Source organism: Streptomyces sp. NPDC002232, from assembly GCF_042890295.1.
Classification (GTDB): domain Bacteria; phylum Actinomycetota; class Actinomycetes; order Streptomycetales; family Streptomycetaceae; genus Streptomyces.
The window spans coordinates 943701-966103 of record NZ_JBIARV010000003.1 but is presented as its reverse complement, the minus strand read 5'-3'; the positions used below and the strand labels follow the sequence as shown (position 1 = coordinate 966103).

The window sequence follows — 22403 nt, the reverse complement described above, 5'->3', positions numbered from 1 at the left end:
GACGGAGCAGGAGCAGGTGGTGGCGGGCTGAAGAGGACGGGCGACAGCCGACGCATATGTTCCGCACTGTGGAATTCATTTTCCGCAGTGCGGCGGAACGGGACTCTAGGGAGCCGCCCGGGCCCCCGTCAACCACCCCTCCGGCCGCGCTCTTTCGCTCCCAACTTTGGAGCTTCCGCCAGATAGGGATCAGCACCGAGCGGCTCCCGGAACCGCGCCCGACGACAAACCCGCACGTGGAGGGGCCTGCGAGGGCTCGCCCGATCGCACCAAGGGGTGCGCCGTGATCCGTGCGTTCATCCGACAAGATCACGCCTACGCGCCGGTAGACCGACGTGAAGTGTTGGCGAAACGCCCCAGGCTCCCTACGGTGTGCCGCTATGTCTTCCTCGGACACTCCCTCCCCCGGCGGTCCGCCCCCAACGGGCCCACCCCCGTCCGGTCCACCACCGGACGCCTCCTCACCGCTCCCCCCGTTTCACCCCGGACGCGCCGCCTCGGTCCGGCGACAGCTGGGGCTCACGCTCGGCCAGGTCGCCTGGGCCATCGCCGCCTACCGAGGCGAACCGCTGCACCCGTCCACCGTCACCGCCTGGGAGGCCGGCGCCGCCACGCCGGACGCCGCCCACGTCCACGCCCTCGCCGCGGCATTGTGGTGCTCGCCCGTCGACCTGGTCGGAGAGGCGGTGACCCTGGCCCAGTGCCGTACCGTCGCCGGGCTCTCGGTCGCCCAGACCGCGACCGCGCTCGGCATGACGCACACCCGATGGGAGGAGGCCGAACGCCGCAACCGGTGGCGCGGCACGGCGGAGCAGACCCGCGCCCTGCTCCGCACCCTGCGCCCGCCACCGGCGTGTTTCGTGGCCGCCTGCGGCAGGACCGCCCAGCTGCGGGTCCTGCTGCGCGAGGCCGTGAGCAGCTGGTGGCCCAACTACATCTCCCCCGTCAGCCGCATCGTGCCCCTCCCGCACGCGACGGTCGGCAGCGCCCTGGAGCAACTCCACCTCGTCTACCAGCGGTTCGAGGGAGACCTCGGCGCCTCGCCCCGGGTCGCCGCCGCGGCCGAGGCGCAGGCGGCCGGCTTCCTCGAGCGCATCGACCTGCACCTGTGGCACCAGCTGCGCGTCGCGAGCCGGCACACGGCTCCCGACCCGGGCTCCCCCGGCTCTTGACACCCGAAGTCCGGCCATGAGCAACTAGGTCAACTCCGCGATTCGGACAGGTACTTCCGCTTCACGGATGCACATCGTGCGATCTCCCTCAGCCGCGGAACCTCCGGACTCCTCCCGGCCCGCGGCCGCGGAACCACGCGCCCGGCCCACAGCAGCCGCACCCACTGCCACCGGCCGCCTCCCGACACGGCCTCTCCGTGTCGCCCCTCAGCAATCCCCTTCCGGAGCAGGCCCCCTCGCGGGTCCGCTCCTTCTGCCCGCGATCCGCCGCCCGCCGCTGCCCCGTCAGCACACCGGCGGCCCGCACCGCTGCTGCCAGGAGGCACGCCACCATGTCCGAAACCGCCCAGCCGGCCGGTGTCCACCCCGTCGACCAGATGCTCCCGCCGCTGAAACTGCTCAGCGCGGGTCTCCAGCACGTCGCCGCCATGTACGCCGGTGTCGTCGCGCCCCCGCTCGTCGTGGGGATCGGGGTGGGCCTGTCCACCGCCGAGATCGCGTTCCTGATGAGCGCGAGCCTGTTCACCTCCGGCATCGCCACCCTGCTCCAGACGCTCGGCTTCTGGAAGGTGGGCGCGCGCCTGCCCTTCGTCAACGGCGTCTCGTTCGCGGGTGTCGCCCCGATGCTCGCGATCGCGAAGGCCGAGGCCCCGGAGGACGCGCTCCCGGTCATCTACGGCGCCGTGATCGTCGCCGGAGTCTTCGGCTTCCTGCTCGCCCCCTTCTTCTGCAAGCTCATCCGCTTCTTCCCGCCGGTCGTCACGGGCACCGTCATCACCCTGATCGGCGTGTCCCTGCTGCCCGTCGCCTTCAACTGGTCCCAGGGCGGCAACCGTCAGGCCCCCGACTACGGCAGCCTCACGAACATCGGCCTGGCCACGGCCACCCTCCTGATCACCGTGGCCCTGCGGCGCCTGCTGCGCGGATTCCTCAAGCAGATCTCCATCCTGCTCGGTCTGGTCGCCGGCACCCTGCTCGCCTTCCCGCTCGGCGTCGCGGACTTCGGCGCCGTCTCCGAGGCCGACATCGTCGGCATCCCCACCCCGTTCCACTTCGGTGCCCCGCAGTTCGCCGCCGCCGCGATCATCTCCATGTGCATCGTGATGCTCGTGTCGATGACCGAGTCCACCGCCGACGTCCTGGCGCTCGGCGAGATCGTCGAGCGGCCCGCCGACGAGAAGACCCTCGCCGCCGCCCTGCGCGCCGACGGCCTGGGCACCGCCGTCAGCCCCCTCTTCAACGGATTCGCCGCCAGCGCCTTCGCGCAGAACGTCGGCCTGGTCGCCATCACCAAGGTGCGCAGCCGCTACGTCGTGGCCGCGGCCGGCGGCATCCTCATCCTGCTCGGCCTGTGCCCGGTCCTGGCCTCCGTCGTCGCTCTCATCCCGCAGCCCGTCCTGGGCGGGGTGGGCATCGCCCTCTTCGGCACCGTCGCGGCCAGCGGCATCCAGACGCTTGCCGGCGCGGCGCTCGAACGCGGCGACAACGTCCTCATCGTCGCCATCTCGCTCGGCGCCGGCCTCATCCCCATCGCCGCGCCCGACTTCTACCACGCGTTCCCCGAGGGGGCCCGCATCGTCCTGGACTCCGGCATCAGCACCGGCTGCGTCGTCGCCGTCCTCCTCAACCTCGCCTTCAACCACATCGGCCGGAGACCCGCCGAGACCGCCCCGGAGGTCGCGGCGGCCCCCGCACTCCACCACTGACCCGCCCCGGCCGGTCCCCTTCCGCGCCCGCGGACGGGGACCGGCCTCGCGTCGGGACCGGGGCCGTACGCGTGCGTGCTGCGGTCCCCCTGGTATACGTGCTCCCTGACCGTGCGCGAGGCGGTCGCACGGGCGAACTCTCGGAACGGGTGCCTTGATGAGGGACGTGATCGTCGTCGGAGGCGGACCGACCGGCATGATGCTGGCCGGAGAGCTGCGACTGCACGGTGTGGACACGGTCGTACTGGAGAGGGACACGGAGCCGACCCGCGTGGTCCGCTCGCGCGGCCTGCATGCCCGCAGCATCGAGGTGATGGACCAGCGCGGGCTCCTGGAGCGGTTCCTCGCGCTCGGCCGGCGGTATCCGCTCGGCGGATCGTTCGCCGGCGTCCGCAAGCCCCCGCCGGACCGGCTGGACACCGCTCATCCGTACATCCTCGGCATCCCGCAGACCGCCACCGACCGGCTCCTGACCGAGCACGCCGTCGAGCTCGGCGCGGAGATCCGGCGCGGCTGCGCCCTGGTCGGACTCGACCAGGACGAGGACGGCGTGACCGTCGGTCTCGCGGACGGGACGCGGCTGCGCGCCCGCCATCTCGTCGGGTGCGACGGCGGCCGCAGCACGGTGCGCGGGCTGCTCGGCGTGGGCTTCCCCGGCGAGCCGGCCCGGCGGGAATGGCTGCTGGGCGAGGTCGAGGTGAGTGTCTCCCCTGAGGTCATGACCGCGGCGGCGGCCGAGCTCAGCACGCCCGACCTGCGCTTCGGCCCGTCGCCGGACACGGACGGCGCGTACGGCTTCGTCGTGCGCACCGAGGAGGTGGCGGAGGACCGGACGGTCCCGCCGACCTTCGAGGAGTTCGTACGGCGGGTCCGGGCGGTCGCCGGTACCGACTTCGGGCTGCGCGCGCCGCACTGGCTCTCGCGCTTCGGGGACGCCACCCGGCAGGCCGAGCGCTACCGGGTCGGCCGGGCGTTCCTGGCCGGGGACGCGGCGCACGTCCATCCGCCGCACGGCGGTCAGGGCCTGAACCTCGGCATCCAGGACGCCTTCAACCTCGGCTGGAAGCTGGCCGCCTCGGTCGGCGGCTGGGCACCCGAGGGGCTGCTGGACAGTTATCACACCGAGCGCCACCCCGTGGGGGCCGCCGTGCTGGACGTCACCCGCGCGCAGGTCGAGCTCAGTTCCGACGCGCCCGGCCCGAGCGCGGTACGGCGGCTCCTCTCGGAGCTGATGGACTTCGACGACGTGAACCGGTACCTGATCGAGCAGGTCACCGGAATCGGCGTCCGCTACGACCTCGGCGAGGGCCCTCCCCTGCTCGGCCGGCGGCTGCGGGACCTGACCCTGGGACGGGGACGGCTGTACGAGCTGACGCGGGCCGGCCGGGGGCTGCTGCTCGACCCGGCCGGCGGGCTCTCGGTGGAGGGCTGGGCGGACCGGGTCGACCACGTCGTGGACGGCGCCCCGGAGCTCGACGCCCCCGCTGTGCTGCTGCGCCCGGACGGCCACGTGGCGTGGGTCGGCGACGGACGGGAGGACCTGGACGCCGCGCTGTCCAGGTGGTTCGGAGCCGCGGGCGGCTGAGCACCCCTGCCGGGTCCGGAATCCGGGCACCTCTGGCGCACCTCGCCGACCGGCGAGGTGCGCCGACCAGTTGCTAGGAGCGGTCCAGCGCCCGGGCGAGGAAGCGCTGCGTCGCCTGCTCCCGAGGAGCGGTGAGGACCTGCTCCGCGGTGCCCTGCTCCACGATGACGCCGTTCTCCAGGAAGCAGACCTGGTCCGCGACCTGCCGGGCGAAGTCCATCTCGTGCGTGGCCATCAGGATCGTGAGACCGCGCTGCTTGAGGTCCGCGACGACGTCCAGGACCTCGCCCACGAGTTCGGGGTCGAGGGCCGAGGTGATCTCGTCGAAGAGCAGCAGTTCCGGCTCGGTGGCCAGGGCCCGGGCGATCGCGGCGCGCTGCTGCTGCCCGCCGGACAGCCGGTCGGGGTGCTCCCGCTCCTTGTCCGCGAGTCCGAGCCGGGCGAGCAGTTCGCGGGCGTGCGCCTCGGCCTGCTTGCGCGGCACACGGTGCACCTGGCGCGGTGCGAGCGTGATGTTGTCCAGCACGCTGAGGTGCGGGAAGAGGTTGTACGCCTGGAAGACGATGCCGATCCGCCTGCGGGCGACGTCGGGGTCGAGGCGGGGGTCGGTCAGCTCGCTCTCGCCCAGGTGGACGGTGCCGTCGTCGACGACCTCCAGGAGGTCCACGCAGCGGAGCAGGGTCGACTTGCCCGAGCCCGAGCCGCCGATGAGGCAGACGACCTGGTGTTCCGCGACGTCCAGGTCGATGGACCGGAGCACCAGCCGGGATCCGTACTGCTTGCGAAGGCCGCGGATGCGCAGCAGCGGGGTGCTCATCGGCCCGTCTCCGCCCAGGTGCGCTGCGCCGCCCGCCGCTGGAGCCGGTCGGCGAACCGGGTCAGCGGGATGGTGACCGCGATGAACAAGAGAGCCGCTCCCAGGTACGGGGTGTAGTTGAAGTCGTAGTCGGCCTTGATCTGTGCCGCGCGCAGCACCTCCAGCGGGCCGAGGACGGCGACGAGCGCGGTGTCCTTCTGTAGCGCGATGAAGTCGTTGAGCAGGGGCGGGAGCACGTTGCGGACGGCCTGGGGCAGGACCACGTGGCGCAGGGTCTGGCGTTCGCCGAGGCCCAGGGCCCGGGCGGCGTTGCGCTGCGCGGGGTGGACGGAGTTCAGTCCGGCCCTGAGGACCTCCGCGACGTAGGCCGCGTAGGAGAGGACGAGGGCGATCACGCCGAGCACCCAGGGCGAGGAGGGCGTGCCCTGGAGTTGCAGGGCCGGCAGCCCGAATCCGACGAGGAAGACGAGGAGCAGGGTGGGTACGCCCCGGAAGACGTCCACGTAGACGGTCGCGGCGAGGCGGAGCGGCTGGAGTCCCGGTGCCTTGGTCACCCGGACGAGTGCGATGAGCAGTCCCAGGACGAGGATCAGTACCTCGGCGATGAGGAACATCTGGATGTTGAGCCAGAAGCCGCGCAGGAGTTCGGGGAACGCGGCCCGGAACTCGGCGCCGTCGAGGAACAGGCTGTGGACGCGCTCCCAGCCGGGCGAGGCGACCGCCGCCGCTCCCAGGGCCACCAGGACGACGACGGTGCACAGGGTGGAGATCCAGGTGTGGCGCCGTTTGCGGGAGCGACGGAAGCGCTGCCTCTCCCGCTCGTGCTCGCTGGGCCGGTAGGTGTCGTCCGCCGGCGGCGACACGGCTGTTTTGGTGAGTTCCACGGTCGGCTCGCTACTGCTTCAGCTCGGGGACGTTCGCCGAGGCGGACAGCCACTTCTTGGTGAGCGCGGCGATGGTCCCGTCGGCCTTGAGGGAGCTGAGGGCACGGTTCACGCAGGTGGTGTATCCGCTGTTCTTCGGCAGCAGGAGCCCGAACTCCTCGGGGGTGCCGCCCTCGTACCCGAACTGGCCGATGATCTTGCCGTTGTCCAGCTCGGCGTTGGCCAGGTAGAAGACGGTGGGCAGATCGGTGACGATCGCGTCGATCTGACCGTTCGTCAGGGCGGTGACCTCGTCCTTGGTGGTGTTGAAGACGCTGGGCTTGCCCGTGGGCTTCAGCCGGTCGAGCACGGCCTGGTAGCTGGTCGTGGCGACCTGCACACCTATCTTGGCGTCCTTCAGTTCGCTCAGGGAGGTGGCCTTCGCGTACTTCGAGCCGTCGAGCGTCAGAACGGCCTGGTTGGCCGTGTAGTAACTCGTCGAGAAGTCGACGGCCTTCGCGCGCTGCGGAGTGGAGGAGATCTGGTTGATGTCGAAGTCGAAACTCTTCGCCCCCGGGGCATAGGAATGGGCGAAGGGTTCGACGACCCATTTCACCTGGCCGCGTCCGAAGCCGAGTTTTTCGGCCACCGCGTAGGCCACCGCGCTTTCGAATCCCTTTCCGTTGGAAGGGGTGTTGCTGTCGAACCACGGCTCGTAGGCCGGGGAATCGGTCGCGATGGTCAGCTGGCCGCTCTTGTGGAGGCTGGGGCTGCCGGTGGTGCAGTCGGCGCCGCCGGAGCCGGCTGCTCCGGTGCTGCTCTGCGGCTGGGGGGCGCAGGCCGCCGCCGTGAGAACGACGGCGGCGGCCGCCGCGGCCGAAAGGGCTGTTCGGGTACGGGACATCAGGGGGTCCTTCGAAAGGGAGTCCGGGAAAAGGAAAAAGAAATGAGCTGGTGCCGTGCGCTCGGCGAGAGGGTCGGCGAGGCGGATCAGCGACACAGGTCGGCGGCACAGCGCACGTGGTCCACGTGGCGGCGGCGTACCAGCGGATGAGTTCCGGACATACCTTTCAGCATTCCGGTTCGCGGACAGCCGCGTCAATCTCGAAGGTCACTGCCGGGGTAACGCGTTGATAACATGTCAGCTGATGAGACGGAATACCTGGTCGCCCTGGTTCAGCCCGAATACCTCGGCCGCGGAACCGCCGCGGACCACGAGTTCGGCGAATCCGACGCCCGAGCTCCCGACGGTGATTCCGGGCTCTCCGTAGGGGACGTCGGGAAGCCGGTCGTAACAGCGCACCTGGACGTCGCGGCCCTGGTGACGGTTGTGGACGAGCAGCGCCTTCGTGGTGTCGTACCCCGGCAGTTCGGCGGCCGGCCGGTCCAGCTTGCAGTTGCCGAAGTTGTCCACCACGGCGACCCGCACGTCGTCCTCGACGATCTGGTCGACGGCCGTCGGCACCGCCGGAACCTCGCGGCCGTCCGCCAGCCAGCGGGCCAGCAGCGGCACGTACCACAGGCTCCGGAACTGGGTCCGGGCCATTTCCTCGATCTCGGCCGGCGTGAGCTCCGCCCACCCGGCGGCGGCGGCCTCCAGGACCTCGCGGACGTCGGTGACGTGGACCTCGGTCAGGCCCAGGTAGGTGACCAGCGGGGCGAGGACCCGGTGGCTCAGCGTGCTGATGACCAGGTGGTGGCCGTGACGGAAGTAGCAGAACGGCACTCCGTTGGGCCAGTGCCCGTCGCGCGGGGCGATGTTCACCAGGACGACCACCGGCTGCGTCGGTCCGCCGATCAGATCCGTGGAGCGCAGCAGGTCGAGCAGGGTGAGGGCGGCGGCGCCCTCCGGGTCCGGGCCGCCCAGGGGCAGGACGGTCGGGGTGGCGCCGAAGAGGGCGGCGATCCGGGTGGACTGCCGGGCCAGGGCGTTGGGGTCGGCACAGTCGGTGAGGGAGACGACCGGTGGACGGGTCATGGCGGGTACTTCGCCTTCTGTCGAGTGGGGGTGGGACGGGGGGGTGAGGGGCTGGGGCCGGTGCTGATCACGGCTGCCAGGACAACAAAAAAGGACCCTCCGTTTCCGGAGGGTCCGTCGCATCCTGTGCGCGCATGCTTCGCTAGCGAAGCGCCTCCGAAGGTCGGGGCATCATTCGCATCATGGCAAGGGTGGCGGTGCGCTGCATGGACGGCAGGCTAGCACCGGGCGGGAGGCGTCTCAAACGCGTGTCCACGGAGTGGACACCGGTGTGCATCGTCCAGGGTTCCGGCCGCGCCCGTCCGGTGCCGCCCTCCTGTCACGTGGGCGGCTGCCCGTCGGGCCGGGCATGCCCGAGGAGGTACTCGGTCGCGCCCGCGATCGCCTCGGCGTAGCTGCCGTGCACGGGCTCGGACTCCGTGTCCTGCCCGTCGGCCCCGGTGGCGCTGTACCACCACGCGTCGGCGTCGGCGTCGTGGTGCACGACCGCGGTGCCACCGGCGTAGTGCAGCGGGATGGATTCCTTGGCGGAGGTCCTGACCACGGCGTGCGGCCACTTGAGCCGCGCCGACTGGCGCTTGATCCCGCCCCAGGCGGCACCGAGCTGGGCGTAGTTCGCCCCGCTGCGGCCGGCGACCGTGGCGGCGCTCTCCGCGAGTCGGTCGACGGCCAGTTTGGCCTCGTACAGCGCGCGCAGGAGGGCCAGTTGCACGTCGGGGGCCGCCATGAGCACGGGATCGAAGGGCTTGCCGGCGGCGCCGTAGGCCACGGCGCGGGTCGAGATCCGCCGGGCGAGGGCGCGGACCGCGTCGAGGACCCGCTCGTCCATCGTGCAGGCGTCGTCCGCGCCCGGCTCGTTCCAAGGAGGCTCCACCAGCTGCGCGACGGCGCTCCAGAAGTCCTCGTCGTTCTTCTCGGGGGTCGGGATCCCCGGCATCTCACTCATGGGACAAGAGTACCTGTCGAATACGGCTTGCGACAGTTAAAACTGTCCCACCATGCCGGCCCAGGCCGCCTCGCCTGGCCCGGGCCGGCACGTGCCCCCTGCCTCAGGGCCTGGCGGCGAGGGCCTCGACCTCGAACAGCACGTCGGGCGCCGCCAGGCTCGCCACACCGATGAGGGTCTGCGGGGGCGGTGCCTCGCCCCAGGCCTCCCGCACGGCGGCGGCGATCGGGCCCAGCCTGCTGACGTCGTGGTGCACGACGTACGTCCTGAGCCGGACGACGTGGCCGAGGTCGAGTCCGTGCGCGGCGAGCGCGACGCCGACGTTGCGGAACGCCTGCCGCACCTGCTCGGCGAAGTCGGCCGAGACGACCGCGCCGTCCGGGCCCGATCCGTACTGACCGGCGACGAGCACCAGGTCCGATCCGCCGGGGACGGCCGCGGTGTGGCTGTAGCCGAACGGGACCGGGTCGTGCAGGCCGTCCGGATTGACGAGGGTGTGTGCCATGCGAGTCACCTCGGGTGTGTGGTGCGGGTGTTGTCGTGCCGAAGCCTCGCAACCCATACGTGACACCCTCTGTCATGTATCTCGCTAGAGTTCCCGCATGCGCGCCGATCGGCTGGTCTCGCTGGTGCTCCTGCTGCGGCAGCACGGACGGCTGTCCGCCACCGCGCTGGCCCGTGAGCTGGAGGTCTCCACCCGTACCGTGCTCCGCGACGTCGAGGCGCTCTCCGCGGCCGGGGTGCCGGTCTACGCCGAGCGCGGGCGCCACGGCGGTTTCGCCCTGCTGCCCGGCTTCCACACGGAGCTCACCGGGCTGAACCACGAGGAGGCGCTCGCCCTGCTGGTCGCCGGTTCGCGGCGCGGCACGCAGGCGTTCGGCCTCGGAGCGCCGCTGGCCTCGGCCCTGCGCAAGGTGGTCGACGCCCTGCCGGAGAGCCAGCGGGCCACCGCGGCCGGTGCGGTGCGGCGCCTGCTCGTCGACCCGGACACCGATCTGCTCGAACGGCGCCAGGAGACCGAGGAGGTCCCCGACGCGGTCGTGGCGGAGGTCCGGCGCGCGGTGTTCTCCGGACGCAAGCTGCGCATCCACTACGCGGCCGTGGGGCAGCGGGCACGATCGCGCACGGTGGACCCGATCGGGCTGGTCACGGTCCGGGGCCAGGGCTACCTGCTGGCCGCGCGGTCCGGCGCCGACCGCACCTACCGGCTGTCGCGGGTCCTCGCCGCCGAGGAGCTTCCCGAGCCGGCGCAGCGCGCGGACCGGGTCGACCTGGGCCGGGCCTGGCGGGAGCACGGCGCACGGTTCAGGAACGGCGGCGACCGGGTCGCCGTGGGCCTGCGGATGCGGACCGCTCGGCGGGAGGAACTCGTGGGCACGGCACTGGCCGTGCTCTCCGAAGAGCCCGGAGCGGACGGCTGGTGCCGCCTGGAGGTGACCTTCCAGGACGCGCGGCACGCGGAGTGGGCGCTCTGGCAGCTCGGCGCGGACGCGGAGGCGCTCACACCGCCGTGGCTGCGCGAGTCCCTGCACGCCCGCGCCGCCGCGATCGCGGCGCGCTACGCGGCGCCGTCCTGACGGTCACGGCCCCGCACCCTACTTCGGCGGGCCCGGTCGACCGGGGTGGACCCGGCCACGCTGAGCGGTGCGCGCCTGCCGGCGGCGGACGGCACGCTCCTGGCGACTACCAGTTTCGGCGGGGCCGACGCGGCCCCGGCCCGCTAGGGGGTGCCGGTCGGGCCCCGCCGCGCTGATCGACCGACGCCCCCTCGGCGTCCGGTCCGCGACGCGACGGGGTCCGGCGCGGTGACGAGCCCGGGTCGTGGAGAGCACCCGGGCTCGTCGTCCGCTCAGCGCGGGCTCAGCGGGTGGGCTCCTGCATCGTCACGCAGTGGGCGCCCCCGCCGCCGTTGCCGTAGAGGTTGTCGAGGTTGAGCTGCACGACGGGGCGGCCGTACGCGGCGGCGATCGCCGACTTGGCCGCCGCGTCCTTGGCGGTGTCGCCGAACTGGGTGGTGATGATCGCCTGGTTGGTGACCGTCCAGTTCATGTAGGAGCTGAGGAAGTCCGCCCGCTGGCCCGACGGGATGCGGGGCAGGCTGTCCGGTCCCTGGATGGTCAGGACCTGGAGCCGTCGGCCCCTGGCGTCCGTGGCGTTGACCAGGACGTCGCGCATGGCCTGCGCGTTGGCGGTCCAGACGTCGGGCCGGACGGCGCCGGCGAGCTGCACCATCACCACGCCCGGCCTGATGTAGCGGGCGGTTCCGTCGATGTGCCCGTCGGTGACGTCCTGGCCCCTGACCCCGGGCAGCCAGATCATCTTCGAGGCGCCGAAGCGGGACAGGAGCTCCGCCTCGATCTGGGCGCGCGACTTGCCGCGGTTGCGGTTGTTGTTGATCCAGCAGCTCTCGGTGGCCATCAGGGTGCCGTCGCCGTCGTACTCGATGCCGCCTCCCTCGCCGACCACGGAGGCGTTCGCGAAGGAGACGCCGTTGTAGGCCGCGACCTTCGGGGCGAGGGTGCGGTCCTTGGCGTACGCGGAGGCGGGGAGGCCGTAGAAGGTCGTGGCGTTCTCGCCCCACGCGTTGAAGTTGAGCCCGAAGGCGTCCATGCCGCCCGCCCCGTCGACCCGGAACAGCGGGCCGGTGTCCCGCATCCAGCAGTCCGAGACGGGGATGGAGCTGATGACCGTGACGGTGGAGCCGCAGGCGGCCCGGGCCTGCGAGGCGGCCGAGGTGCCGTCCGCGCACATGATGACCGGCTCGTACTTGGCGACCTCCTTGGCCAGCTTGGCGATGTCCGCCTGGATCTTGGACAGCAGGTTGTCCCAGATGGTGGAGCTGGAGGGCCAGGCCATCCAGGTCCGCTTGTGCGGGGCGTCCTCGCCGGGGACGCGCCAGGACGCGGCCATCGCCGGCTGGATGCCGCCGAGGACGGGGCCGGCGGCCAGGGCGGCCGCGGCCGCTCCGGTGCGGGCCAGGAGGGTTCTGCGGCTGATGCCGGGGCGCTCGCCGTCGTGCTCTGACTTCACGTGGTGCTCCTTCTCTCAAAGGTTCGGTACGTGCAGGCGCGGGATCGCTCAGTGGAGTGGGTCCAGCAGCCCCTCCTCCCGGACCATCCGGCGTTCGGTGGCCAGGTCGAGGCTTCGGGCGAAGGCCCGGTAGAGACCTCCGGCCACCGGCAGGCCGACGAGGATCGAGCAGTCGACACCGCCGAGGCGCTCTGCGAGGGGCCCGACGAAGAGGCCCGTGATGACCATGAACGGGGCCATGCAGGCGAGCCCGATCACGTAGGCGAGGTTTCCGCGCCAGCCCCATCGGCCGTAGATGCCGCGCGGGTTGAAGATCTCCTTGACGACGTACTGACCCCGCCGGACGAAGAAGAAGTCGACCAGGTTGATGGCCGTCCAGGGGATGAACAGGTACGTCAGGACGACGACCACGTTGGCGAAGAACCAGTTGAACTGGTCGATGCCGACGAGGGTGGACACCGTGCCGACGGCCGCGAGCATGATCCCGATCGTCGCGATCCGGATGGAGCGGGTCGGCCTGACCGGCCGGAAGGAGTCCACGATCGAGATCATCGTGAGGCTGCCGCCGTACTGGTTGATCGCCATGATGGAGAGCAGTCCCACGAGCAGGACGACGACCGCGACCGTGCCGAACCCGCCGAACAGCCGGTCGGCCGAGAGCTTCAGGGCGGTGACCGGGTCCGTGCCCTCGGGGGCGCCGGCCGAGACCACGGCGCCGAGGACGAAGACCCAGATCCCGGAGACCGCGCTCGGCAGATAGGTCCACCAGAAGGTGCTGCGCACGGGGACGTCGGGTCTCAGGTAGCGGGAGTAGTCGGAGACGTAGGGTGCCCAGCCCAGCTGGAAGCCGGCGACGAAGACGAACACGAGCATGAACGGGGCGAGTTCGAAGGGGCCCGGGTTCCAGGCGTCGTCGGGGAGTCCGCCGCCGAAGAGCGCGGAGGCGGTGACGGCGGCGGTGATCACGACGAAGGGCCAGGTGAGCCACTTGTTGAGCCGGTGGATCCACTCGTACCCGAAGAGGGCGATGACGGTGGCCACCGCGGCGGCCAGCAGGTACCCGAGGGTGTTGGGCATGCCGGTGAGCAGGTTCATGGCCTGGCCGGACAGCAGGGCGTCGGAGGTGTTGAAGGCGACGTAGTTGACGAGGGCGAACACCCACACGGTGAGCGCCGCGCCCAGGTAGCCGAACTGGGGCCGGGACTGCACGAGTTGGGGCAGGCCCAGCTGGGGCCCCTGGGCCGAGTGGAACGCCATGAAGAACGTCCCGAAGAGCGAGCCGAGCACGGTGGCGATCACGGTCCACACGAGCGAGGCGCCCATGGAGAGCGTCACGACGCCGGTCGCGAGTCCGGTGAGGTTGAGGCTGCCGACGAACCAGATGGCCCCGACGCTCGACGGTTTGCCGTGCCGTTCCGAGAGGGGCACCCAGTCGATCGAGTGCTGCTCGATGCCCGCGTGCGGTGCGGATTCCTGCGTCGGCGAGTCAACCGGCCCCATGTGGGCTCCTGTTCAGGGGGTGCGTCGATGAAGCCGTACAGCGCCGCGCGACCCGCGGCGCTGTACGGTGCGCTCACCCTAGGGATTGACTTAAATTTCAGTCAATGACCGGGACAGAACTCTCTGACGGAAATTTCAGCTAGCGGGACTAGGCGACGGGCTGCTGCTGGGTGACGCAGTGGATGCCGCCGCCGCCCGTGCCGAGGCGGTCGATGTTGAGCTGCTCGATGTACCGGTCGGGGTACAGGCGCTGGAGCGTCGCCCGCGCCGCCTCGTCCGCCCGCGTGTCGCCGAACTGGGCCGAGATGACGGCGTCGTTGCAGAGGTAGAAGTTGGCGTACGAGGCGAGGAAGTCGCGGTTGGTCGAGCGGATCTTGTTGTAGTCGGGGCCCTGGAGGCGCATCACGTCCATGGCCCGGCCCTTGGCGGTGGTCGCCGCGGACAGGGTGCTGTACTGGAGGCGGGCGTCCCGGGCGTAGGCGTCGTTGTCGGCGGCGACGGGCATCTGGACCAGGGCCTCGCCGTGCGCGAGGAAGCGGGAGGTCGCGTCGACGTGGTCGTCGGTGATGTCCTGGCCCTTGACGCCGTCGAACCAGATGACCTTGGACGCGCCGTACGCGTCGCACATCGCCGCCTCGATCTGGCGCTCCGACATCCCGGGGTTCCGGTTGCGGTTCACCAGGCTGCTGCGGGTCGCCATCAGGGTGCCGGCGCCGTCCTGTTCGATGGCCCCGCCCTCGCCGACCAGGTCGGCGTAGGTGAACGGCACGCCCACGTGGGCGGCGATCCGCTCGGCGACCAGGCCGTCCCGGTTGTGGGTCTGCTTGCCGCCCCAGCCGTTGAAGTTGAGGCCCACGGTGTCGAGACCGCCGTAGCCGTCGGTGCGGAAGACGGGACCGGTGTCCCGCATCCAGCAGTCGTCGACGGGGATGGAGCTGACGACGGTGACGGTGGGGCCGCACATGGTGCGGGCCTTGGCGGCGCTCGCCGCGTTGGCGAGGAGTACGACGGGCTCGTACTTGGCGATCGTACGGGCGATCAGCGCGATGTCCGCCTGGACGCCGCTCAGCTTGCCGCCCCAGATCGCGCTGCTGTCCGGGAAGGCCATCCAGGTACGGGTGTGGCGGACGTCCTCGACGGGCACCCGGAAGGTGCCCGGCGCCGCGGTGGCCTTGTCGGGGAGGGCCGTGGTGGCGAGGGCCGCGCCCGCGGCGGTCAGGCCGGCCGCCGCGAGGAACCGGCGGCGGTTGAGTCCGGGGCCCGCGTGGCGGGCGACGGAGCGTTCGTTCATGGTGTGACCTCCTGTGTCGACGTGGTTGCTTGCGCGGTGAGGGGTGCGGTCAGAGCGCCCGGCGGGCCGCGGCGATCGCCTCGGGGTCCCAGCCGGGGCGGGGCACGGACTCCAGCAGGAGCCGTGTGTAGGGGTGCCGGGGTGCCGCGAGGACCTCGGCCGTGGGGCCCGCCTCGACGACGCGGCCCCGGCGCATGACGATGACCTCGTCGGTGACGCAGCGGACCACGCCGAGGTCGTGCGTGATGAACAGGTAGCCGATCCGGGTCTCCTCGCGGATGTCCGCGAGGAGGTTGAGGATCTGCGCCTGCACGGAGACGTCCAGGGCGGCGACCGCCTCGTCGAGGACGAGGACGGCGGGTTCGACGGCGAGCGCGCGGGCGATGGCGACGCGCTGGCGCTGGCCGCCGGAGAGCTGCCGGGGCCGCGCGTCGGCGGCGCGGGTGCCGAGGCCGACCTGGTCGAGGAGCTCCCGGACGCGCCGGTCGTGGTCGGTGCCGGGGAAGTGCAGGCTCAGGGTCTCGCGCAGGACCTGCTCGACGCTGGTGCGCGGGTCGAGGGAGAGGTACGGGTCCTGGAAGACCATCTGGACCTCGCGGGCCCGCGCCAGGCGCCTGGCCCGGCCGCGCTGCCGTGCGTCACGGGCCTTGCCCCGTACGCGCACCTCACCGGAGTCGGCCTGCTCCAGACCGACGACGATGCGGGCCGTGGTGGTCTTTCCCGAGCCCGACTCGCCGACGATGCCCAGGGAGCCCCCCTCGGGGAGGGCGAAGGACACGTCGTCGACGGCGCGGACGCTGCCGTAGGCGCGGTGGAGACCGACGGCCTCCAGGACGTGATCAGGCATCGACGGGGCTCCCTTCGAGACGGTCGCTGTGGTGGCAGGCGGCCTGGTGGTGCGGTCGGCCGGGCGCGGGCCTCGGTTCGGGGGCCTGCTGGTCGCAGATCTCGGTGGCCAGGTGACATCGGGCGGCGAACGGACAGCCGCGCAGCTCCTGCCGGAGGTCCGGGGGCTGGCCGTCGATGGCGGCGAGCCGTCCCGCGGGCGCCTCCAGGCGGGGCGTGGAGGCCAGCAGAGCCGCCGTGTACGGGTGCCGGGGGCTCCCGAAGAGCGTCTCGGCGGGGCCGCTCTCCGCGATCCGCCCGGCGTACATGACGTACACGCGGTCGCTGATGGCGGCGGCGAGGTCGAGGTCGTGGGTGACGAAGAGCAGGCCGGTGCCGAAGCGGGCGCGGAGTTCGGCCAGGAGCGCGATGACCTCGGCCTGCGTGGTGACGTCGAGCGCGGTGGTGGGCTCGTCGGCGAGGACCAGGGCCGGGTCGCCCATCAGGGCGGCGGCGATCATGACGCGCTGGAGCATGCCGCCGGAGACCTGGCCGGGGTACTTGCGCAGGGCCGAGTCGTCGAGGCCGACCGCCCGGAGGAGTTCTCCGGCGCGGGCGGTGGCGTCCGCGCGGCTCATGCTCCCGGTGAGGGTGACGCTCTCGGTGAGGAAGTCGCCGATGCGGCGCAGCGGGTTCAGGGCGGCGCGCGGGTCCTGGAAGATCATGGACACCGTGCCGGTGCGCAGGGCGCGCAGCTGGTCGGCGTCCATGGTGAGGACGTCCTCGCCGCGCACCCGGACGGCGCCTTCGACGACGGCGCCGGGCGGCAGCAGGTTCAGCGCGCTGCGCGAGGTGAGGGTCTTGCCGGAGCCGGACTCGCCGACGAGGGCGACGGTCTCTCCGGCGGCGACGTGGAGGTCGACGCCGTCGAGGACGGGGCGGGCCGTGCCGGGCAGCGTGATGCGCAGGCCCTGGACGTGGAGCGTGTGCGGGGAGGTGTCGGTGGTCATCGGTCTCTCCTGGCGACGCGGTCGGCCCAGCGCTCTCCGACCACGTTGAAGGCGACGACGGTGAGCACGATGAGGACGGACGGCAGGATCGCGGACAGCGGGTAGCCGTGCTGGATCGCGGTCTGGCCGTCGAAGACCATGCGGCCCCAGTCGGGGGTGAGCGCGGGCACGCCGAGGCCGAGGAAGGACAGGCCGGCGAGGTCCATCAGTGCGTAGCCGAAGTTGATGGTGGACTGGGCGAGGACGACGGGTGCGATGTTGGGCAGGATGTGGCGCAGGCTGATCTGGAGGGCGGAGTGCCCCTGGACCTGGTAGGCGCTGACGTACGGGCGTTTGCGCTCGGCCAGGACGAGGGAGCGGGTGAGCCGGCTGACGTACGGCAGGTAGGCGACGGAGAGGGCGATGACGGGGGCGAGCAGGCCTTCGCCGTAGATCGAGATGATCAGGATGGCGAGGAGCATGCCGGGGAACGCGAAGACGAGCTCGGTGCTGCGCGAGAGGACGGAGTCGAGCCAGCCGCCCCGCCACCCGGCGGCCATGCCGACGGCGACTCCGGCGACGGTGGAGAAGACCACGACGCCGAGGGGCCCCAGGAGTGAGGTGCGGGCGCCGAGGAGCAGCCGCGAGAGGGTGTCGCGGCCGGCGGCGTCGACGCCGAGCAGGTGCTCGGGGGACGGTCCGGCCAGTGCGTTGCCGAGGTCGACGGCGTTGGGGTCGTACGGCACGAGCCAGGGCGCGAGGAGCGCGGCGGCGGTGACGAGGGCGACGAGGCCGAGGCAGACCAGGTGGAGCGGGGACCGGGCGGTGCGGATCTTCGCGAGGCCGGGCCTGCGGGTCAGGACGGCGGTCATACGGAGGAACTCCTCGATCCGAGGGTGATCCGCGGGTCGACCAGGGGCAGCAGCAGGTCGACGATCAGGTTCACGGTCATGAAGAGAGCGACGATGATCAAGGAGATGGCCTGGACGGTCGGGAAGTCCTTGGTCGAGGTGGAGAGTTCGAGGAGCTGCCCGATGCCGCCGATGCTGAACGCGGTCTCGACGAGGATCGTGCAGACCAGGAGCGTGGAGACGATCAGTCCGCCGGTGGTGAGGACGGTGCCCAGCGAGTTGCGGAACACGTGGCGGCGGATGACCTGGCTCTCGGGGACGCCCCGGCTGCGGGCCACCGTGACGTGCTCGCTGTCGAGGGCCTCGACCATGGCGGAGCGGGTGACCCGGGCGAGCATGCCGATCAGGTAGAGCGCGAGCGCGACGGCCGGCAGGGTGAGGTGCCAGACCTGGTCGAGGAGGCCGTCGCCGGATCCGCTGCTGGGGAACCAGCCGAGGTTGACGGCGAAGAGGCCCTGGAGGAGGACGGCGGCGACGAAGGACGGGGTGCCGACGGCGAGGGTGGTGCCGACCAGGATGGCCGCGTCGGTGCCTCCGCCGCGCACGGCGCCGATCCAGCCGAGGGCCAGTCCGACGACGGCGACCACGACCAGGGCCATCCCGACGAGCAGCAGCGTGGTGGGGAGCCGGTCGGCCAGGAGCCGGGAGACGTCGGTGCGGTAGGTGATGGACCGCCCGAAGTCTCCCTGGAGGATGTCGCCGAGCCAGCTGACGTACCGGACGAAGAACGGGTCGTCGAGGTGGTACTGGGCGTTGATGGCGGCGAGCGCCTCCGGCGAGGCGGAGCGCCCGGAGAGCAGGAAACTGGCCGGGTTGCCCGGTGCCAGGTACATGGCGCCGAAGACCACGAACGAGGCGGCGAGCAGGGTGGCGGCCATCTCCGCCACCCGGCGTACGGCGAATCTCACGAAGGTCATTTCGCGGCCCCCGCGCCCGCCGCGCCGACGTCCGCGGCCCACGGGTAGTACATGTACGCGATGGTGGTGGGGGCGCCGGTGATCCTCTTGTTGAGGAAGAGGGCGGTGGGCCACTCGGCGACCGGGATCCACGGCAGCTGGTCGGCCACCCGCTTCTGCAGCTCGGTCTCGATCTTCAGGCGCCGGTCCGGGTCGTAGACGCCGGTGGCCTGGTCGACGAGGGCGTCGTAGCCCTTGTCGCTGAAGTCGGCGAAGTTCAGGTAGGCGCCGGTCTTGAAGTTGCCGAGGAGGTCCAGCGGGTCGGTGATCGAGTCGTAGTAGGTGAGCGGGAACATGTCGATGCCCTCGCGCGCCTCCGGGTCGGTGAAGAGCGCCGTGAAGGCGTTCGGGGCGATCGTCCTGAGGTTGATCTTCAGCCCGATCTGGGTGCCCGCCGCCTGGACGGCGGTGGCGAGGAGGGACACGTCCTGGCCGATGGAGCTGGTGGCGACGGTCAGCGTCTTGCCCTCGGCGCCCGCCTCCTTGATCAGCGCCTTGGCCTTCGCGATGTCCGGGGCCGTGGGCGGCAGCGCGCCGAAGGCGGCCTGCCGGGTCTTCTCCGACGCTCCCGCCCAGGCCGCGCGGGTGGTGAGGGAGGTGGTGACGGTGCCCGCGCCGCCGAGTCCGGCCTTGACGAACCCGGTCCGGTCGAGGGCCAGGGAGAGCGCCTTGCGCACCCGCAGGTCGCCGAGCGGGCCCCGCATGTTGGTGATGTTGACGTTGACCGTGCTCAGGCCCTCGCCGAAGTACAGGGTGCCGGTGCCGCTCTCGCGCAGCCGGCCGTAGCTCTCGGTGGGGATGAGGTAGCCGCCGTCGATCTCGCCGCTGAGCATGGCGTTGGTCCGGGCCGAGGGGTCGGTCAGGACGCGGAAGACGGCCTTCTTGGCCTTGGCCCTGGTGCCCCAGTAGCCGTCGAAGCGCTCCAGTTCGATGGACTGGCCCTTGCTCCAGGTGCCGAGCTCGAAGGGACCGGTACAGGCGAGGCCGCCGGTGGTGCCGTAGTTCTTGCCCGCCGCCTCGACGCCCGACTTCGAGGCGACGACGCCCGCGGCGGTCGCCATGTACTGGGGGAACTGGGAGTCGGGCTTCTTCAGCTTGACCGTCACCTGGAGAGGGCCGGTCTTCGCTATGGAGGCGACGTTCTGGAAGTTCTGCGCCCACGCGGCGGCGTTGTCCGGGTCGCGCTGGCGGCCGAGGCTGTAGACCACGTCGTCGGCGCTCATCACCTTGCCGTCGTGGAAGCGGACGCCGGCGCGCAGGTCGTAGACCCAGGTGGTGGGGTCCGGGTTGGACGCCTTGCGGGCGAGGCCGGGCTCCAGGGTGAGCCGGGGCGTCCAGCGCATCAGGCTCTCGCACACGTTGGAGAGGACCGTGTTCTGCGGGTAGTCGAACGCGACGGTGTAGTCGAGGGTGGGAGGCTCGGCGTACAGGGCCCAGGTGAAGGAGTCGATCTCTCCGCGGGCCGGCGGCGTGGAGGCGGAGAGCTTGGCCTCGGAGCCGCCGATGCCCGCGTCCTTCGGCGGACCGGCGCAGGCCGCGAGGGCGAGGAGGGAGGTCAGGGCGGCCGTCGTCACGGCGATCCGTCCGCGCCTGCCGCGCGGGCGTCTGCTGCCGGGAGGCAGGGGTGTGGTCATCGTCGCGCTCTCTTTCCGTGAGGGGTGCGGGGGGCCGGAGGGCCGCGGTGGGCGGCCCTCCGGGAGCGGTCCGTTCTCGGTCAGGCGGAGGGCACCGCGGGGACCTGCTGCGTGATGCAGTGGACCCCGCCGCCGCCGTAGGCGATCGCGGGCGCCCGCACCCCGACGACCTCGCGGCCGGGGTAGGCCGCGGCGATGACCGCGAGCGCGTCGTCGTCCTGCGGCACGCCGGCCACCGGGACCACGACGCCGCCGTTGGCCACGTAGTAGTTCAGGTACGACACCTCGACCCGGCCGCCGGCGATGTCGGCGTACGCGGTCTGCGGGACGTCGATGATCTCGAACGGGCGGCCCTGGGCGTCGGTCGTGGCCTCCAGCACCGCGCGGTTCGCGCGCATCCGGGCGTAGTCGGGGTGCGCGGGGTCGTCGGGCAGGGAGACGACGACCTTGCCGGGAGCGGCGAAGGCGCAGACGCCGTCGACGTGCCCGTCGGTCTCGGTGTCCAGTAGACCGCCGTACGGAAGCCAGACAACCTTGTCGACGCCGAGCTGGGATTTCAGTTCCGTCTCGATCTCGTCGCGGTTCATGCCGGGGTTCCGGTTGGGGTGGAGCAGGCACTGCTCGGTGGTGATCAGGGTGCCCTCGCCGTCGACGGTGATCGCGCCGCCCTCCAGGATCATGTCGGAGGCGATGCGCTCGACGCCCAGGTGCTCCAGGAGGAGGCCGCTGATCCGGTCGTCGGAGTCGTACGGGCTGTGCTTGCGGCCCCAGGCGTTGAAGCGGAAGTCCACTCCGGCGCGGTTGCCGTCGCGGTCGAGCACGAAGAGCGGCGCGGAGTCGCGGAACCAGGAGTCGTCCTGCGCCAGCTCCACCACGGTGATCTTCTCGCCGCAGACCTTCCGGGCGTCGTCGCCGTGGCCGGGCGGCGCGACCATGGTCACGGGCTCGAAGGCGGCGACGGCGCGGGCGACGTTCGCGTACTCCTCCTTCACCTCGTCGAGCACGCTGCCCCACAGGTCCTCCCGTACGGGCCAGGCCATCAGGCACCCCTCGTGCGCGGACCACTCGGCAGGCATACGGAATGCAGTCATCACGGGTCTCTCTTCGTTTCGCCAGAAGTACCCGTCGGCGGCGGCCGGCTCAGCCTGGCGGACGTACAGGACGGGTACGCGGTGTGAACAGCATCCTCCTCTCGACTGAAAATTCAGTCAAGAGCAGAGGCATGGGTTTTGAGAATTCGATCAGGCTCCGGCACCGCGTGCTCCCAGATAGCCGCAGGCGGCGGCGCGCCGCAGGGCCTCGGCCTTCGCGCCGGGAGCGTCCAGGGGCCCGTCGACCAGCCCCGTGAGGAACGCTGCGTTCTGGCCATCTTCGAGGGGGACGAGCCCGATCTCGACGATGGCACCCGGCTCGAACCGGGTGGACGCACCGGCCGGGGCGGCGATCCGCATCCCGTACGCGGCGGCCCGGTCGAAGTCGAGACGCGGGTTCGCCTCGAAGAGGTGGAGGTCCGCGGGCACGCCGATCGGGACGGCGGCGGCGTTGCGCACCCAGAGGGCGGCCGCCGGGGCCGGGGCGGGGCCCGGGCGCGACCGCGGCTCGGGGTCTGGATCGGGTTCGGGGTCTGGATACCGCTCGGGGTCTGGATCCCGCTCGTGGTCTGTATCCCGCTCGGGGTCTGGATCCCGCTCGGGGTCTGGATCCGGGACTGGCTCCGGAGCAGGAGCAGGAGCATGAGCAGGAGCCGGAGCCGGAGCCGGAGCCGGGCGAGCATCCTCGCCGGGGTCGTCACCCCCGGTGCGGCCACTCCCGGGTGCGCCGTCGTGCCGCTCCCCCTCGCCGAAGGGGGCGCCGATGACGGCCGGCCGGGTTCCGTCGCCGAGCACCGCCACGATCCGGAGGCCCGTCAGGGGGCCGGCCGCGTCGGGAAGCACGTCGTCGGGGCCGAGGGCCCGGCGGCCCCGGTCGAGCGCCTCGGCCAGGTGAAGGCCGTCGCGCGCGGCCTCGCACACCGCGTCCGCGATCAGCGCGGTCGCCTCCGGCACAGTGAGCCGCAGACCGTGCTCCAGGCGCGTCCGCGCGAGCCGCGCCGCCGCGCGGTGCGGCGGAAGGTGCCGCTCGATGGGCGTCACGGACATGGCGCCCCCTGACGGACGGACCTGGTCGCGGGCATGATGCGCCTTCCTCTCCCCGGAGCGCC

Annotated in this window: 20 protein-coding genes; 4 read left to right on the top strand and 16 right to left on the bottom strand. The window is 71.9% G+C overall.

Going from position 1 to position 22403, the window contains the following annotated elements:
• The first annotated feature begins 380 nt into the window (after nucleotides 1–380).
• From ACFYXU_RS16760 to rox, 3 genes are all read left to right on the top strand, one after another.
• On the top strand, nucleotides 381–1172 hold the full coding sequence (locus ACFYXU_RS16760; RefSeq protein ID WP_389458152.1) for a helix-turn-helix domain-containing protein: 792 nt from the start codon (nucleotides 381–383) through the stop codon (nucleotides 1170–1172).
• Nucleotides 1173–1504: 332 nt separating this feature from the next.
• Nucleotides 1505–2878, top strand: coding sequence for a nucleobase:cation symporter-2 family protein (locus tag ACFYXU_RS16755; protein ID WP_376507849.1), 1374 nt, complete (start codon nucleotides 1505–1507; stop codon nucleotides 2876–2878).
• Nucleotides 2879–3035: 157 nt separating this feature from the next.
• The gene (gene rox / locus ACFYXU_RS16750; RefSeq protein WP_389405719.1) at nucleotides 3036–4463 is read left to right on the top strand and encodes a rifampin monooxygenase; all 1428 of its coding nucleotides are present in this window, start codon (nucleotides 3036–3038) and stop codon (nucleotides 4461–4463) included.
• Between the two features lie 73 nt (nucleotides 4464–4536).
• Here rox and ACFYXU_RS16745 read toward each other — a convergent pair whose 3' ends face one another.
• The 6 genes from ACFYXU_RS16745 to ACFYXU_RS16720 form a co-directional block, all read right to left on the bottom strand.
• Nucleotides 4537–5280 carry an amino acid ABC transporter ATP-binding protein gene (locus ACFYXU_RS16745; RefSeq protein ID WP_329857711.1) on the bottom strand — a complete coding sequence of 248 codons (744 nt, stop codon included), beginning with the start codon at nucleotides 5278–5280 and terminating at the stop codon, nucleotides 4537–4539.
• A complete protein-coding gene (locus tag ACFYXU_RS16740; RefSeq protein ID WP_376507851.1) occupies nucleotides 5277–6164 on the bottom strand; it encodes an amino acid ABC transporter permease in 888 nt (295 codons plus the stop codon). The genes ACFYXU_RS16745 and ACFYXU_RS16740 overlap by 4 nt, the downstream gene beginning before the upstream one ends.
• 10 nt (nucleotides 6165–6174) lie before the next feature.
• The gene (locus tag ACFYXU_RS16735; RefSeq protein WP_389405720.1) at nucleotides 6175–7047 is read right to left on the bottom strand and encodes an ABC transporter substrate-binding protein; all 873 of its coding nucleotides are present in this window, start codon (nucleotides 7045–7047) and stop codon (nucleotides 6175–6177) included.
• Nucleotides 7048–7284: 237 nt separating this feature from the next.
• Entirely contained in the window at nucleotides 7285–8121 is an 837-nt protein-coding gene (locus ACFYXU_RS16730; protein ID WP_376507853.1) for an SAM hydroxide adenosyltransferase, read from the bottom strand.
• Nucleotides 8122–8440: 319 nt separating this feature from the next.
• Complete coding sequence (locus ACFYXU_RS16725) at nucleotides 8441–9067, bottom strand: hypothetical protein (protein WP_376507855.1); 627 nt, start codon at nucleotides 9065–9067, stop codon at nucleotides 8441–8443.
• A 103-nt stretch (nucleotides 9068–9170) separates the two neighbouring features.
• Nucleotides 9171–9572, bottom strand: coding sequence for a RidA family protein (locus ACFYXU_RS16720; protein WP_376507856.1), 402 nt, complete (start codon nucleotides 9570–9572; stop codon nucleotides 9171–9173).
• Nucleotides 9573–9669: 97 nt separating this feature from the next.
• Between ACFYXU_RS16720 and ACFYXU_RS16715 the strand changes: the two genes are divergently transcribed.
• Complete coding sequence (locus tag ACFYXU_RS16715) at nucleotides 9670–10644, top strand: helix-turn-helix transcriptional regulator (RefSeq protein ID WP_389405721.1); 975 nt, start codon at nucleotides 9670–9672, stop codon at nucleotides 10642–10644.
• Nucleotides 10645–10927: 283 nt separating this feature from the next.
• Here ACFYXU_RS16715 and ACFYXU_RS16710 read toward each other — a convergent pair whose 3' ends face one another.
• The 10 genes from ACFYXU_RS16710 to ACFYXU_RS16665 all read right to left on the bottom strand — a co-directional run bounded on the left by ACFYXU_RS16710 (nucleotide 10928) and on the right by ACFYXU_RS16665 (nucleotide 22341).
• Nucleotides 10928–12097, bottom strand: a complete 1170-nt coding sequence (locus ACFYXU_RS16710; protein WP_376507859.1) for an agmatine/peptidylarginine deiminase — start codon at nucleotides 12095–12097, stop codon at nucleotides 10928–10930.
• Nucleotides 12098–12145: 48 nt separating this feature from the next.
• Entirely contained in the window at nucleotides 12146–13597 is a 1452-nt protein-coding gene (locus tag ACFYXU_RS16705) for a purine-cytosine permease family protein (RefSeq protein ID WP_389405722.1), read from the bottom strand.
• A gap of 148 nt (nucleotides 13598–13745) precedes the next feature.
• The gene (locus ACFYXU_RS16700) at nucleotides 13746–14888 is read right to left on the bottom strand and encodes an agmatine/peptidylarginine deiminase (protein ID WP_376507860.1); all 1143 of its coding nucleotides are present in this window, start codon (nucleotides 14886–14888) and stop codon (nucleotides 13746–13748) included.
• Nucleotides 14889–14937: 49 nt separating this feature from the next.
• Nucleotides 14938–15735 carry an ATP-binding cassette domain-containing protein gene (locus tag ACFYXU_RS16695; RefSeq protein WP_361397997.1) on the bottom strand — a complete coding sequence of 266 codons (798 nt, stop codon included), beginning with the start codon at nucleotides 15733–15735 and terminating at the stop codon, nucleotides 14938–14940.
• Entirely contained in the window at nucleotides 15728–16723 is a 996-nt protein-coding gene (locus ACFYXU_RS16690) for an ABC transporter ATP-binding protein (RefSeq protein ID WP_389405723.1), read from the bottom strand. Before ACFYXU_RS16690 ends, ACFYXU_RS16695 begins: the two co-directional genes overlap by 8 nt.
• Nucleotides 16720–17574 carry an ABC transporter permease gene (locus ACFYXU_RS16685; RefSeq protein ID WP_376507862.1) on the bottom strand — a complete coding sequence of 285 codons (855 nt, stop codon included), beginning with the start codon at nucleotides 17572–17574 and terminating at the stop codon, nucleotides 16720–16722. The genes ACFYXU_RS16690 and ACFYXU_RS16685 overlap by 4 nt, the downstream gene beginning before the upstream one ends.
• On the bottom strand, nucleotides 17571–18530 hold the full coding sequence (locus ACFYXU_RS16680; protein WP_329857730.1) for an ABC transporter permease: 960 nt from the start codon (nucleotides 18528–18530) through the stop codon (nucleotides 17571–17573). Before ACFYXU_RS16680 ends, ACFYXU_RS16685 begins: the two co-directional genes overlap by 4 nt.
• Nucleotides 18527–20203, bottom strand: a complete 1677-nt coding sequence (locus ACFYXU_RS16675; RefSeq protein ID WP_389405724.1) for an ABC transporter substrate-binding protein — start codon at nucleotides 20201–20203, stop codon at nucleotides 18527–18529. Before ACFYXU_RS16675 ends, ACFYXU_RS16680 begins: the two co-directional genes overlap by 4 nt.
• An 80-nt stretch (nucleotides 20204–20283) precedes the next feature.
• Nucleotides 20284–21294 carry an agmatine/peptidylarginine deiminase gene (locus ACFYXU_RS16670; protein WP_389405725.1) on the bottom strand — a complete coding sequence of 337 codons (1011 nt, stop codon included), beginning with the start codon at nucleotides 21292–21294 and terminating at the stop codon, nucleotides 20284–20286.
• Nucleotides 21295–21444: 150 nt separating this feature from the next.
• The gene (locus ACFYXU_RS16665; RefSeq protein ID WP_389405726.1) at nucleotides 21445–22341 is read right to left on the bottom strand and encodes an urease subunit beta; all 897 of its coding nucleotides are present in this window, start codon (nucleotides 22339–22341) and stop codon (nucleotides 21445–21447) included.
• Nucleotides 22342–22403: the final 62 nt, after the last annotated feature.

Excerpts from the sequence above, each read along its gene's own strand:
- ACFYXU_RS16760 (WP_389458152.1), top strand. The coding sequence starts at position 381 with ATGTCTTCCTCGGACACTCCCTCCCCCGGCGGTCCGCCCCCAACGGGC.
- ACFYXU_RS16755 (WP_376507849.1), top strand. The coding sequence starts at position 1,505 with ATGTCCGAAACCGCCCAGCCGGCCGGTGTCCACCCCGTCGACCAGATG.
- rox (WP_389405719.1), top strand. The coding sequence starts at position 3,036 with ATGAGGGACGTGATCGTCGTCGGAGGCGGACCGACCGGCATGATGCTG.
- ACFYXU_RS16745 (WP_329857711.1), bottom strand. The coding sequence starts at position 5,280 with ATGAGCACCCCGCTGCTGCGCATCCGCGGCCTTCGCAAGCAGTACGGA.
- ACFYXU_RS16735 (WP_389405720.1), bottom strand. The coding sequence starts at position 7,047 with ATGTCCCGTACCCGAACAGCCCTTTCGGCCGCGGCGGCCGCCGCCGTC.
- ACFYXU_RS16730 (WP_376507853.1), bottom strand. The coding sequence starts at position 8,121 with ATGACCCGTCCACCGGTCGTCTCCCTCACCGACTGTGCCGACCCCAAC.
- ACFYXU_RS16725 (WP_376507855.1), bottom strand. The coding sequence starts at position 9,067 with ATGAGTGAGATGCCGGGGATCCCGACCCCCGAGAAGAACGACGAGGAC.
- ACFYXU_RS16720 (WP_376507856.1), bottom strand. The coding sequence starts at position 9,572 with ATGGCACACACCCTCGTCAATCCGGACGGCCTGCACGACCCGGTCCCG.
- ACFYXU_RS16715 (WP_389405721.1), top strand. The coding sequence starts at position 9,670 with ATGCGCGCCGATCGGCTGGTCTCGCTGGTGCTCCTGCTGCGGCAGCAC.
- ACFYXU_RS16705 (WP_389405722.1), bottom strand. The coding sequence starts at position 13,597 with ATGGGGCCGGTTGACTCGCCGACGCAGGAATCCGCACCGCACGCGGGC.
- ACFYXU_RS16700 (WP_376507860.1), bottom strand. The coding sequence starts at position 14,888 with ATGAACGAACGCTCCGTCGCCCGCCACGCGGGCCCCGGACTCAACCGC.
- ACFYXU_RS16695 (WP_361397997.1), bottom strand. The coding sequence starts at position 15,735 with ATGCCTGATCACGTCCTGGAGGCCGTCGGTCTCCACCGCGCCTACGGC.
- ACFYXU_RS16690 (WP_389405723.1), bottom strand. The coding sequence starts at position 16,723 with ATGACCACCGACACCTCCCCGCACACGCTCCACGTCCAGGGCCTGCGC.
- ACFYXU_RS16685 (WP_376507862.1), bottom strand. The coding sequence starts at position 17,574 with ATGACCGCCGTCCTGACCCGCAGGCCCGGCCTCGCGAAGATCCGCACC.
- ACFYXU_RS16680 (WP_329857730.1), bottom strand. The coding sequence starts at position 18,530 with ATGACCTTCGTGAGATTCGCCGTACGCCGGGTGGCGGAGATGGCCGCC.
- ACFYXU_RS16675 (WP_389405724.1), bottom strand. The coding sequence starts at position 20,203 with ATGACCACACCCCTGCCTCCCGGCAGCAGACGCCCGCGCGGCAGGCGC.
- ACFYXU_RS16670 (WP_389405725.1), bottom strand. The coding sequence starts at position 21,294 with ATGACTGCATTCCGTATGCCTGCCGAGTGGTCCGCGCACGAGGGGTGC.
- ACFYXU_RS16665 (WP_389405726.1), bottom strand. The coding sequence starts at position 22,341 with ATGTCCGTGACGCCCATCGAGCGGCACCTTCCGCCGCACCGCGCGGCG.